This window comes from Halopseudomonas sabulinigri, from assembly GCF_900105255.1.
GTDB classification, from domain to species: Bacteria; Pseudomonadota; Gammaproteobacteria; order Pseudomonadales; family Pseudomonadaceae; genus Halopseudomonas; species Halopseudomonas sabulinigri.
In genome coordinates this window covers 456,209-468,829 of sequence record NZ_LT629763.1, presented here as the reverse complement: position 1 = coordinate 468,829, position 12,621 = coordinate 456,209, and the positions used below count along the sequence as shown (strand labels likewise).

The 12,621-nt window shown below is 60.3% G+C and carries 13 protein-coding genes; 1 reads left to right on the top strand and 12 read right to left on the bottom strand.

The annotated features are described in order from the left end of the window. Positions 1-86: 86 nt before the first annotated feature. Positions 87-455, top strand: a complete 369-nt coding sequence (locus BLU26_RS02050; RefSeq protein WP_157719278.1) for a DUF6746 family protein — start codon at positions 87-89, stop codon at positions 453-455. Between the two features lie 18 nt (positions 456-473). Here the strand turns inward: BLU26_RS02050 and BLU26_RS02045 are convergent, their stop codons facing one another. From BLU26_RS02045 to BLU26_RS01985, 12 genes are all read right to left on the bottom strand, one after another. Then, positions 474-1,997, bottom strand: coding sequence for a phospholipase D family protein (locus tag BLU26_RS02045; protein WP_092283383.1), 1,524 nt, complete (start codon positions 1,995-1,997; stop codon positions 474-476). Positions 1,998-2,063: 66 nt separating this feature from the next. Beyond that, complete coding sequence (locus BLU26_RS02040) at positions 2,064-4,673, bottom strand: ankyrin repeat domain-containing protein (protein ID WP_157719277.1); 2,610 nt, start codon at positions 4,671-4,673, stop codon at positions 2,064-2,066. A gap of 13 nt (positions 4,674-4,686) precedes the next feature. After that, on the bottom strand, positions 4,687-5,412 hold the full coding sequence (locus BLU26_RS18515) for a TonB C-terminal domain-containing protein (protein ID WP_157719276.1): 726 nt from the start codon (positions 5,410-5,412) through the stop codon (positions 4,687-4,689). Next, complete coding sequence (gene exbD / locus BLU26_RS02025) at positions 5,412-5,846, bottom strand: TonB system transport protein ExbD (protein WP_092283377.1); 435 nt, start codon at positions 5,844-5,846, stop codon at positions 5,412-5,414. The genes BLU26_RS18515 and exbD overlap by 1 nt, the downstream gene beginning before the upstream one ends. Before the next feature lies 1 nt (position 5,847). Further along, positions 5,848-6,744: a MotA/TolQ/ExbB proton channel family protein gene (locus tag BLU26_RS02020; RefSeq protein ID WP_092283375.1), complete on the bottom strand. Its 897-nt coding sequence runs from the start codon at positions 6,742-6,744 to the stop codon at positions 5,848-5,850. 47 nt (positions 6,745-6,791) lie between these two features. Next, a complete protein-coding gene (locus BLU26_RS02015; RefSeq protein ID WP_092283373.1) occupies positions 6,792-7,097 on the bottom strand; it encodes a winged helix-turn-helix domain-containing protein in 306 nt (101 codons plus the stop codon). Beyond that, positions 7,097-7,645 (bottom strand): hypothetical protein, encoded by a 549-nt coding sequence (locus BLU26_RS02010; protein WP_092283371.1) that lies wholly within the window; start codon positions 7,643-7,645, stop codon positions 7,097-7,099. Before BLU26_RS02010 ends, BLU26_RS02015 begins: the two co-directional genes overlap by 1 nt. Positions 7,646-7,804: 159 nt before the next feature. Beyond that, positions 7,805-8,476, bottom strand: a complete 672-nt coding sequence (locus tag BLU26_RS02005) for a glutathione S-transferase (RefSeq protein WP_092283369.1) — start codon at positions 8,474-8,476, stop codon at positions 7,805-7,807. 38 nt (positions 8,477-8,514) lie between these two features. Continuing rightward, complete coding sequence (locus tag BLU26_RS02000) at positions 8,515-9,693, bottom strand: GGDEF domain-containing protein (RefSeq protein WP_092283367.1); 1,179 nt, start codon at positions 9,691-9,693, stop codon at positions 8,515-8,517. Positions 9,694-9,810: 117 nt separating this feature from the next. After that, on the bottom strand, positions 9,811-10,365 hold the full coding sequence (locus BLU26_RS01995; protein WP_092283365.1) for a lipocalin family protein: 555 nt from the start codon (positions 10,363-10,365) through the stop codon (positions 9,811-9,813). Next, positions 10,362-11,072, bottom strand: coding sequence for a type 1 glutamine amidotransferase (locus BLU26_RS01990; protein WP_092283363.1), 711 nt, complete (start codon positions 11,070-11,072; stop codon positions 10,362-10,364). The genes BLU26_RS01995 and BLU26_RS01990 overlap by 4 nt, the downstream gene beginning before the upstream one ends. A gap of 92 nt (positions 11,073-11,164) precedes the next feature. Continuing rightward, the gene (locus BLU26_RS01985) at positions 11,165-12,508 is read right to left on the bottom strand and encodes an esterase/lipase family protein (RefSeq protein ID WP_092283361.1); all 1,344 of its coding nucleotides are present in this window, start codon (positions 12,506-12,508) and stop codon (positions 11,165-11,167) included. Positions 12,509-12,621 lie beyond the last annotated feature (113 nt).

Genomic DNA, 12,621 nt, shown 5'->3' with positions numbered 1-12,621 from the left:
GAAAATAAAACCGCGCACGCGACTTGCTTTCCTGGGCAGGCTGATTACAATCCTTAATGAGTTTGATTATCATTATGGATGAGCGCATGAAAGTACACCTGCTACCCGTCAGCCTTACCGTCGCCATGATGAGCCCCGCCATGACGACCGCCAGTCCCGCCGGCAAGACGCCCTGTAATTCCCTGCACGCCGTGGTCATGCAGTTGAGCGCTCACAATCAATCGCTGCAGCAGTTGCTGAACGCGCCGCTCGACAGCAACACGTTCAGCCTGATCGATGAACTCAGCTACCAACTGGAAAGTGACTTACTGCTGCTGGGTACGCCCTCGGCACCAGTCGCCGTGCCGCTGGAATCACTCCACCAGGCGGTGGAGCATCAGGACGGTAACGCGGTGCTCATGCACGCCACTGCGTACCTGAGCGCCGCACAGCGCTGGCTTGGTCAGCCTGTCTGAGGCAGCGGGAGCCGCGCCTTAGAGCTGCCCTTCCAGCGGCAACCAGCCAAGCGTCCAGCTCATGAAGCGACGGAAGCGGCTGGCCGCCGGCTCAGTGGTCCAGGTCTTGCCCTCAGCCTGCCACTCAAGGTCATCGTCGTCGTTCAGAGTAAGGTGGTAGGCGAAGTCCTCCGAGGTCCAGCGCGCAAACAGATCGACCATCTCCTGGGCAATTTCCGGTTGCTCGATGTAGACGCCCGCTTCGGTGTTCAGCTTGACCGAGCGCGCATCCAGGTTGACCGAACCGACAAACACCGCCTTGCGATCAAACACAAAGGTCTTTGCGTGCAGGCTGGCCAACGACTCACCGAGGAACGGACTGGCGCGCTCCTGCTGACCGGCGATGGGGCGCAGCTCCCACATTTTTACCCCACCCTGCAGTAGCCGCTCGCGGGACTTGGCGTAACCGCTGTGCACGGCCAGAACATCGGTGGTTGCCAGCGAGTTGGTCAGCACCGAGACAGCCACACCCTTGTCGCGAATACCCAGGAGCATGTCTTCACCACCCTCGCGCGGCACAAAATAGGCTGACGTCAGCAGCAGCTCACTTTCCGCCGCCTTCATAGGCTCGACCAGGCTCCGGCCCAGAAACGCGACCTCGTTACCATCACCGTGCGGATCGGACTTGGAGGGGTCGTCGTAGAACCACTTTGCGTGCCCCCAGTGCCAATCCAGTTCACCACTGTTCATCGCCTGGATAAAGGGCGATTGCGCCGCTGCCTTCAGGTAGGGGTCCTGCTCGGCCTGCCGGTTCTTCGAGCCCAGGCGTGCACGCATATCGGCCAGCGCCTCGGCATTTGACTCCTCCGACAAGGTGGCGATCGGGATGGCAATGCCGCTATTCCAGAAATTGTCGAAGCTGTCGGATGCCGCATCGGCGATGGGGCCAATACCAATCACATCAACATCCTGAAAGTCGATATCGCTGAGAGCGAAGTACTCGTCACCAATATTGCGGCCACCGGTGATAATGGCGCGGTTGTCGGCCACGATCAGCTTGTTGTGCATGCGATAGTTGATGCGTCCAAACTCGCCGAGTTTGCTGAACATCTTCAACCATTCATGGCGCAAACTAAGCGGGTTGTACAGGCGCACTTCAATGTTGGGATGCTCATCAACTATCGATACCTTGATGTCCTCCAGACTGCTGCCAATATCATCCAGCAACAGGCGCACCCGCACGCCACGATCTGCCGCCTTGAGAAGATGCTCGGTGAGCAGCCCGCCGGTGATGTCGGTTTTGTAGATGTAGTACTGGATATCTAGGCTCTTGTCGGCCATGTCGATCAGCTTGAGGCGTGCGGCCAGGGCGTCATTGCCCTTGTGCAGCAAGGTAAAGCCGGAGGCTTCCGCATCTGCCGGCTTTACTTTTTCGACATATTTGCTGAGCCGGGTGTCCGGGTCGGCTGGCAGATAGAACGAAGGCAGCTCTGTGTGGCTCGCGCCCTGTGTCGCACAACCAAGCAAAAGTCCTGTCATGGCCAGCAGCCCTAGAATTCGCATTGATCACATCCTTTGCAGTTTGCCCGACTCATCAGACGCAGTCGGGCACCTCAGGTTCCTCGGCGGTTACTGGTCTGCGTAGGTATCGGTGACCACCAACTGATAATCGACGCGATAGACACCACGGTTGTTGATGACCACGTAACCGGCGCCCGAGGGCTTCAAACCCTGAGTATAGGCCGCACTGTACAAAGCTCGCCAGGCACCCTCGACGCTGTGCTTGTCGGCCTGAAAGTGCAGGCTCAATACCTGCTCCTGCTGCCTGGGTATCAGACGGTAGCCCGCGATGCTGCCAATATTGCCCTCTACCGGGAAGCTGACCACTGGCTTGAGCAACTCGGGGGTGTTATCCGCCAGATTCTCGAACACCAGGTTCAATGGTCCCGTAATGCGGCCGCCAGCCTTGCGCTGCGCCGTCATGGCGACATTGACAGCGATCTGGCCGACCTCCTCCCGCATCTCGGCCGGGGCTATTTCAGCCGGTCGCCCAAACAGCAGCATCGCGGGGCGGGTCAGCAGATTGATGGCATACTCGGTGCCGTCATCGCGCACCACCATTTGATCGCCAGCACGAATATCGACGACCTTTTGCGCACTCACCGGCACTGGGGCGTAAGCGGCCTTGCAGAGATCCGAAGCAAGGTAACGCGCACGCTGGCTCTGATCCAAACGTGTATTTTTCTCAATTTGCTGACACACCTGCTGATCGTAGCCGCTCCATGCCTGCCTGGCAGCGCCAGCATCCACCAGCGTGTCGATCATGCGAGCACCCGCCTCCCCGGCGGCAATCAACAGTGCGGTCTGTCGTGGCGACTCGGCCTCACGGCGGTCCGGCCCACCCACGCCCAAGCCAGACGCACGCTCGGTCTGGGCGTGCACATTGGCGCCCGCCTGCAGCAACAGCGTGGCGCTTTGCGGCTGGTCTGCCTGCGCGGCAGACATGAGCGCGGTTTTGCCCCAATGATTAGGCTCATCCACGGCGAAGCCCCGTTGCAGCAAAAATGCCACCGCGTCCGGATTTTCCACCGCCGCCATCAGCGCCGTGTCGCCATCCGGACCAAGGCCGCGCTGGCGGCCCAGCACATCGGTTTCGTAATCGACAAAATCGCTGATCACCGGCAGCGGCGCGCCATTTAGCAAAACGCTGTGCAGCGTGGCGAACTGACGTCCTTGCTCCAGAGCGCCCGGCTGCGGTGCAAAGGCGTAACGCGGCGAGTAACGGGCAAAGGGAGCAGCCGGCGCAGCCGGTGCCTCGGTAGGCGCTTGCAGGTTTTCCATCGTGCGCGCAAAGGTTTCATGGAACAGCAGGTCTGCAGCGGTGCTGGCTTCCTTGGGCTTGAGTCCCTGCGCCGCAAACATCGACACCAGCTCCTGGTGCGCCGGCTGGAGCATGGGCATCAACTTGCGATAAAGCTGCTTGGCGCCGATATTACGCTCCGACCAGGCGAAGAACTGGTCCATCGCCGCATCGTGACGGGCGCGCACGGCAGCTTCGCGGCCATTGCGCTGCAACTGGTCAACCCCCAGCAGTGGCAGGTTGAGCAACGTCCACTGGCGCTCTTTCCAGCGCTGATGCAGATCGCGCCGATCCTGTTGCGAATAACCCGGCAACGGGTCTCCGGCCAACCTGGTCAGCTCGCTATCCAGCGCGCTGTAAGCCGGCAAGCCGCGCAGCGTATTGGTCCGTGGCGGCGTCAGGTAGGCCTGCAGCAGGCACTGCGGCGTCACGCCACCCTGCAGGCTGTAAACACCGGCATAGGCCGATTCACCCCGCGCTGCCGGCGAGTAGAACCCCCAGGTTTCGTTTACCAGCGCCAGCGTCTGGCCGCGATAGGTGAACACGTCGATACTGGCGTAATCACCAGTCTGCGATGAGGACGCGTGCGCCCGGCCACCGTAGTTGGGCTGCTCGGCGACCCAGCGTGGCAGCATGCGATCATCCATCACCACCTGGCCGTTGATCCGCAATCCGCGAGCGCGCTGCTGATAACCGGCGTACAGACCGGCGTCATACAGCTCAACGGTAATCTGTTGTCCGCCTACCTCGGCGCTAGTGACAGCAGCGTGACTACCGGCCTTGAGCTCCGCGCCGGGTAACGCCGCCATACTGATACGGCCATCGCGTGCCATGGCCTGATTCAGACCGTTAACGAGGGTACTGCACATGCCGTTGCTCCGGTCTTCCGCAACACGAAACTCTGCATAGGTTGACCAGGCATGCCGCTCACGTTGCGCCTCCGGCTGGGGCGTGGGCCAGGCCTTGAGCTGCGCGTCGCGCTGGCGATACATCGCCTGCAGACAGGCGATGGCGTTGCTGTCGGCGGCGACGCCGGTGGCGGTATCGACACCCAGCCCACACTGCCCTGCCCGGCTCAGCAGCCATTGCCGCTGGTTCGCCTCCAGCACCAGGGCGCCTGGCACATCCAGCTGATCGATGCGTTTACGCAGGTAATTGGCCAGGTCCTTGTCCTGCTGCGCGAGCGCGTCGCTGGCACAGATCTGACGATGCACCGCTGGCAGCGCCCCGGCACACTCAAAACTGGCCTTGGTATCGGCGTTCAGCGGCGTCAGCTTTGGCGTCAGGTCAGGCTTGGGCGGTGGCGGCGGTGGTGCGCTCACACAGGCACCGAGCGCGGCCAGGGTTGCTACAAGCATCAGGCGTTGGTTGATCGACATACTTGTCTCCTGCCTATTTGATAAAAATGGCGGTGCCATAAATGATGTATTGCCCTGCACCGTCACCCGGCGGTGCAGGGAAAGGTCCGGCACTGCGGATGGCTTGCTCTGCAGCCTGATCCAGCACGGTATCGCCACAGCGATCTATCTCGAACGACACCATGCGGCCACTACCATCCACGGTAATTTCGTAAGGGATGTAGCACTGGCGCTTGAAGTCGTTTGGGTCCCCCTTATAGCCCGGCGGCGGCTTGTAAACCGAGCCTTCGGGGCGTTTCAGGTTGGCGATTACGCGGTTTTTCACGGTATCGGCATAGCCCGACGGCGCCATACGGCCGCGACTGCTCGCCGGCGCGCTGGGTGCTGGTGCCTGTGGCGCGGCCCACTGCTGGTTGGCTCCAAAGCTGTGCACCGGCGGACCACGCGGTTTGGGCTGCTGCGCAGGCGGCGGCGTTGGGCGCTCCACCACGCGTGGTTTGGGCGGCGGCTCGGGCTCCGGTTCCGGTTCGGGTTCAGGCTCCGGTTCCGGCTCTGGCTCCGGTTCCGGCTCTGGCTCGGGTTCTGGCGGCGGTGGCGGAATCTCTACCAGCTCCACCGCGACCACCTGTTGCTGCGGTGGGGCGGCGTGACGAAACTGGCTGCTGAACAACCACGCCAGCAAGGCTGCATGCAGCCCCAAAGACACCCCGACCACCAGCAGACGCACCGCCCACCGGCTGCTATCTGTCGTGTGGCTCATCAGGGCTCCAGCTCTTCCGAGGCGACCAGGCTGATGCGGGTGTAACCCGCCTTCTGCAGGGTATTCATGACGCGCATCAGGGTGCCGTAATCCACGGCCTGATCGCCGCGGAGAAACAACCGCGTGTCCTTGGCTCCCGAGGTGACACCCGTGATCAGGCCCGACAGGTCTGCGAGGCTGGTAGCCTGCTCCTGCACAAACAACTGACCATCAGCCTGTACGCTGACATAGATCGGATCCTGCGGTGGCGGGCTGGGTGTCGCCGCGTTGCTCGGCAGATCCACCGGCACATCGACAGTTGCCAGCGGCGCAGCCACCATGAAAATAATCAGCAGTACCAGCATCACATCCACAAAGGGCGTGATGTTCATCTCGGCGTTCTGCTGGTAGTTGTGCCGCTTTACCTGCGGCCCTGAACTGAGCTGGATTGCCATATCAGCGTCCTTCGTCGAGTTGCCGTGACACGCTGGCAATCATCTCTGCCGAGAAGTTATCCAGGGCGCCGACAAAGCCGTTGATGTCACGCGCAAACTTGTTGAAGATCATCACCGCAGGGATAGCCGCAAACAGACCCAGCGCGGTGGCCAACAGGGCTTCAGCGATACCGGGCGCGACCACTGCGAGGCTGGCCGACTTGAGCGTGGCAATGCTGGCAAAGCTGTTGAGAATGCCCCATACCGTGCCAAACAGACCGATGAAGGGGGCCGTGGCGCCAATGGTTGCGAGTACCCCCATCATGCTGCCCATCCGCGCCAGATCACGTTCCTGCACGATACCGGCGGTCAGTGCCATGCGCTGCAGTAAGCGGTTGACGCGGTCGGTCTCTGCCGGTTGCGCGGGCATGCTGCGATAGTGCTTCAGCTCCGCCTGCCCTACCTGCCACATCCGACCCATCGCACTGTTATCTGCCGTCTCGCTCAGCACATCCAACTGGCCTGCGCGAAACGCCTTGAGAAAGCGTTGATTGCCACGACGTGCCCGGGAGAATACAAAAATCTTCTCGAACAGCACGGCCCAGGTCAGCAGTGAGCAGAACACCAACAGCAGCATCACACTTTTGACCAGCGCGTCGGCCTGCTCGAACATCTCGCGCACCCCAAAGGCTTCGACCGGGAGCGCCTGTTGCGCGGCAATTTCCTGGGCAATGGTGGGTACCTGCGCTGGCGCAGCCTGACTGACGGCGGGGGTAGCTGCCGCGGTGCTGGCCTCCTCCGCCTGCGCCCAGACCCAACTGGCTGACAGCCCGCCAGCGCCCAGCAGCAGCATCAATGAAAGCGCCCGCAAACGGCTATGCCAGCGATTGGCGAAGGTGGTAAATGTACGACTCTGCATGTTGCCCCCGATTGTTGATTGTTATGTGAGGTTGTTGGGTACTGCGCTCAGGTATCAATATTCTGCGGTGCAAGAATCGCGTGCAGGGTCGCCACGTAGTGCGCAAAGGCCTCTCGTCCCTTGACACTCAGGCATACCCGCGTGCGCGGTTTCTTGCCGACAAAATCCTTTTTGATGCGTACATATTCGGCGCCCTCAAGCGTGCCCAAGTGTGCTCCGAGGTTACCGTCGGTGGTGTCCACGATCGCCCGCAGCGAGACGAACTCGAGCCACTGATTGCTTGCCAGCGTGTTCAGGGCGGCCATGATCTTGAGCCGCACAGGCTGGTGAATGAGGTCATCAGGCGTTTGCATCAGGTACGCCTCAGCCAGAGACTGGACAGGATGAAAGTGCCGCCCCAGGCAAGCGCCAGCCACCACCAGTAGTGGCTGGTAGCAAACAGAAAACAGCAGAAGCAAAGCAGCGCCAGGCCGGCGCCAATGATCACGTAACGGGGGCGCGACTGCGCGCCGCGAATAACGTAAAGGGTGGCCACAAACAGCGGGACTATCATACTGCCCTGGCGCGGCGTCAGCGGCCACATGACCACATGCAACAGCAACGCAAACAGCAGCACAGACCCCACTACCAGCAGGTAACGCCAGACAATGCCAGGCATGACCTCCTCTGCAATGCGCGCAAGGCGCACACCCACGACCAGACCGACGATGACCACGGCCAGCCAGATCAGCAACAAAAATGAGGGGAACAACGCGGTGAAAACACAGCCAAGCAGATTGACCACGCCCCACAGCATCAACTGCCGTGACTCGGCGCGGTAGTCTTGAAAGCCGGCGGCCCTGGCCTGCACGCTATTGATTGCGCGCAGCGCTGCCGCCGCTTCTTCGGGGGATGGTGACATGCACTATCTCTGTTTTTGTTATCTGCAAAGCACTCTATTGGACAGAGTAGGCAAAAACAAGATGTGTCTTGAATTATTTATTTGGCAGAACTGACACAGCCCGAGGCAAGCACCGGGACGCGGCTTTCGCCGCTTTCTGGGCGCCTCGCGCTGTGTTTTTCAGCCGATAATGTCGTACTCGCCGCCACGCTCGAGCGCGCGTTTATAGGCCGGGCGCTGGTGTATGCGCGCGAGAAACGCCATCAGGTTAGGCCACTTGTCATCCAGACCGCCGCGAGCAGCAGCTGCCTCCAGCGGAAAGCTCATCTGCACATCGGCAGCGCTGAACTCACTGCCGGCAAACCAGCCGGTGGCTGCCAGTTCGTCGTTCAGGTAATTCAAATGCTGAATGATCTGCGGCTCGACCAAGGTGCCCTTGACCTTACCGGCGATGCCTTTGGCAATCGGCTTTACAAAGAACGGCATGGGCGCCGATTCAACCCGGTTGAATACCAGTTTGAGCAGCAGCGGGGTCATCGCCGAGCCTTCCGCGTAATGCAGCCAGTAGTTCAGGCGCAGCCGCTCCGGACTGCCATGCGCCGGTGCCAGACGGCCCTGCCCGTAGGTATCGACCAGGTACTCGATAATTGCGCCCGACTCGGCGAGTGTCAGCTCTCCATCCGTGATTACCGGCGATTTGCCCAGTGGATGCACCGCCTTGAGCTCTGGCGGCGCCAGCATGGTCTTGGGGTCGCGCTCATAGCGCTTGACCTCGTACTCCAGCCCCAGCTCTTCCAGCAGCCAGAGAATGCGCTGTGAGCGCGAGTTGTTCAGGTGATGAACCACAATCATATGCATACAACCTTAATTGAGATGGGTTAGGCGGCGCCTTACACGCCAGCCGTAGTCAGAATCCCCTCGACTTGCCAGCTTCTCGCGCAGTTTCGACCCTGCTGCTTGGCTTCATATAGCGCCTGATCTGCGCGCTCGATCAAACGATAGAGCCCCTGTTCTGCACCATCGTTCACGCAGACATAGCCTATCGAGACCGTAGTCGCCAACTCGCCGTGCAGCGACTTGAAGGTGTGCTTCTGCCAACGCGAACGAATACGCTCAGCCAATGCTTCAGTCTTAGCGCTGTCCGCACCGGGAACCAGCAGGACAAACTCCTCACCACCAAAGCGACAGAGCAAATCCTGCGCGCGCAGCTGTGCTGTCAGGTGTGCCGCAAATACTGTTAACACTTCGTCACCCACACTATGCCCGTGGGCATCGTTGATCGCCTTGAACTTGTCCAGATCCAGCAACAACAGGGCGACGCCTTCACGCGCTCGGCGACTGATGGCGAGTTGGCGCAGCGCGGCCTCTTCAAAGGCGCGGCGATTCAGCAGATTGGTCAAAGGATCGCGGGTCGCCTGCAGCTTGAGCTCTTCCTGCAAGCTGCGGGTAGCCAGAATCACACACAACAGCGAAAAGCCATAGAGGAAGACGATGCCCTCAAGGTAATTGAGCGCCTCGACCTTTTCCGCCGCCTCGAAGGTACTGGCATTGATATACGCGGAGTCGAACTGGTATAGCAGAAAACGCCGCAAGTACAACAAAGCGTGCATGCACCAGATACCACTCCAGACCCAGACCAGCGCACGCTGCGGGATCTGCATGCGCCACAGCTCCACTATCATCAGCACCGCGACCAGTACGACTATCGCGCTGTGCGCCATGATGCTGAAGCGCAGTGATGCCTGCAGTGCGAAGAACACCAGGCCCTGCAACAGCGTAATTATCACCATTGCAGGGACAAAGCCGCGCGAGGAACGGCTCAAGCGGTAGCAGCGCGTGCCCCATAACAGGACGAAGTAACCCTGGGTGATCACAACAGCGCTGACCCATAAAGGGAAGTAGGCACGTACGCTTTGCAAAGCCACACCGCAGACGATGATGCTCAGCCCCAGGGCCCAGTAACGGATCGCAACTACTTGCCGGTTGAGCACGCTGGCCACCAGCAAGCCGAACACCGAGGTCACGGTTGTGAGCGCCAACACAGCCATCAGGGTGGTGATATCAAGCATGAAGCGCCTTCGATCCGCTTTAGCATTACGCAAAGACTAGCGGTAAGCGCAGGCAAACTCCACGTCAGATAATGTCAAAATGCGCCTACTTCATGCTGCTATGGGCACATAAACGCCTCAGCCTTTATCGCCCGGCTGACATTGCGACTTGCCCTGTTCCACCCAGATCAGCTCATCGGTCGCAAAACCCAGCGCTTCGGCTTGCTGTAGAAAGTCTGCGCGCACGCTGTCACTGACCTCGGGGGTTCTGGACAACAGCCATAGGTAATCGGTATCCGGCCCCGACACAAACGAATACTGGTAATCCTGCTGATCCAGATCGAAGACTGCGTAGGTGCCGTAGAAAGGGCCGAAGAACGATACCTTGAGAAAGCCCTCGTCCTCACCGCGCACAAAGTAGGCTTTGCCTTCGGCCTCATCCCACTCAGCCTTCTCGGCGTCACAGCCACGGTTGATAACCTTGATGCCGCCGTCATCGCGCAGGCTGTAATTGGCGGTCACGTTGGATAGCCCGCGCTCGAACGAGTGATCCAGCCGCGCCACCTCATACCAGATACCCAAGTAACGCTGCGGCTCAAACCCCTGCACTGGCTCGACCTTTTCAGGTAACTCAACACAGGCGCCGAGCAGTGTTGTCGCCAGTACCAGTGAGGCTGATTGAAGTGGCTTCATACGACGTCCTCCTTGCGGGTAAGGTAATCCAGTAGCTGATCAAGCAACTCCGAGGTGGCGGCCAGTACCGGGTCCTGCACGCGTTGAATCTGTTCGGCGGGCTGCACAAACTCAGCGTGCTGCAGGTGCTGACCATCGGCCTGAATGAAGTCAGTCAGCAGTTCACGGGTCGCTTCCAGGTGAAATTGCAAACCGATCACCGAGCGCCCCAGCTGAAACGCCTGGTTGGCGCAGGCAACGCTTGATGCCAAGGGTACGGCGCCATGGGGCAGATCAAAGGTTTCACCGTGCCAGTGCAGAACGGTGACCTCCGGCGGAAAATGAAAAGCCGCACCGTTATGGTGGGTGTTGCCCTGCACCGGGAACCAGCCAATTTCTTGCTGAGCATTGGCATGCACCGAGTTACCCAGGGCGCTGGCGATCAACTGTGCGCCCAGGCAGATACCGAGTATGCGGCGGTCTTCGGTGAGCGCCTGACGGATGAAGGCTTTCTCTGCCGCCAGCCACGGCAACTGCGCTTCGTCATTTACGCTCATGGGGCCGCCCATGATGATCAGCAGATCTATCTGTTGCAGCGCCTGCGCGTCGGGCAAGGGTTCATCCCGGTACAAGTGGGTTGCGCTGACCTCATAGCCATTGCGCTCCAGCCACTGTTCAATCTTTCCCAACCCTTCAAAGGGTGCGTGTTGCAGATAGTGAGCACGCATCTGGTACCAACCTCTGGTGATCCTGAATATACCGCGGCCAGGCGCGGCCGCATCTCGCTCTCTGAGTAATGCCGGCGGGCAAAGGTTCCCCCCTACACCGGTTTGAAACGGAACACATCTTCCTGCTGATAACGCTTCAGACACAGGGTGATCAACAGCGTGCGGTGCGGGCGAAACATGTCACGCACCTGCTGCAGGCTGAGTGACAAGGCGCCGATGTCGTCATCGGTATAGGTCCGATAACCCACCTTGCCATTACTGACTTCCGGGTAAGCGGTGATGCTGATACGCAGGCGATCTTCCGGGCGCGGCAGCAGCTCATACAACCGATCACAATTGATCAGCAGGCTGCGGTAGGTCTTCTCGCCGGAAAACACATGCACCCCCTTGATCACCTCCTCCTGAATGACCTTGGTCAGGCGGCGCTCGCGCGTAGTGCGGTCATCGTTGATATAGAACTCGATAATGTAGTCGGTAACCGACTCGCCGTGGTTGTCGAACACCCGAAACACGGTGTTCTGATAGCGCTGAAAATGATCGCCGGAACGCTGTGCTGCAGCCAGGCTGACCTGATGACAGTGGCTTTTCAGCCGCAACCGCCAGGCCTCGAAACCGGTATCTGGCACCATGAGCGCGCCGCAGATCAGGCTCCAGGTTATCGACTCGTTGGTGCCGCGTCCTTTGGCCGTGATGCTGCCATGGTCTTCACCATCTACCACGGTAAATGCCAGCCCGGCGGCGTCCACGGCCTGGTAATCGATGCGCGGCGCCTTGCCTGGCTCATGGCTGAAGTCGATCAGCATGCGCGCGGCCGCCAGATTCGCTGTGGAAACCCGCACTGTCCCGTCGGTGCCCGGCTTGTTGGCCACCGCCGAGATGCCGCTGTAACCGGTGTTTCCCACCAGCACAGTACAGAGCACGCGCGATGGCGCAAACACGCTGTCATCAACAAAGAGATCGCGCTCGGCCAGTTGCCAGCTGTAACTGCTGGCCAGCTCCAGCCCCTTGAGAATCTGCGCCCCGGTTTCGAACAGGCGAGTGCCCTTCCAGCCCTTTACCGCCCGACCGATCACCGAGCGCCCAGTGTGTGCCAGCGGCGAGCCAAAGTTGGCTGGCGCCAGCATCAACAGGCGATGAATCGGGACCTTGTCGACGGCAAAGCGGCTCATCCAGTCCCGGATCACCAGACCACCGGTGCTGTGCACCACGGCATCCACACTGCGCGGCTTGCGCGGTAGACCGGCGTCCGTCCAGGCGCGATCCATCGCCTCAACCAGATCGGCAAAGGTGACCTGATCGTCCAGCGAAATGTAATCGCCGAGGTGAATTTCCGCCACCCTGGCGCCGATGCCGTCCGGCAAGGGGGATGCCAGCCGCTTGGCCAGCGCGCGAAAGGAGCTGTAGTTGTCACTCCAGCCATGAATGATGACCAGCATCGTCGTCTCCTTACCTGAGGGGGATTGGGGCATGAATCACGACTGCTGGCTGTGAACGGCATCCTGCCAAACCTGTCATAAAAACATAGCCGCTCGCCAACGAATCACCAAAT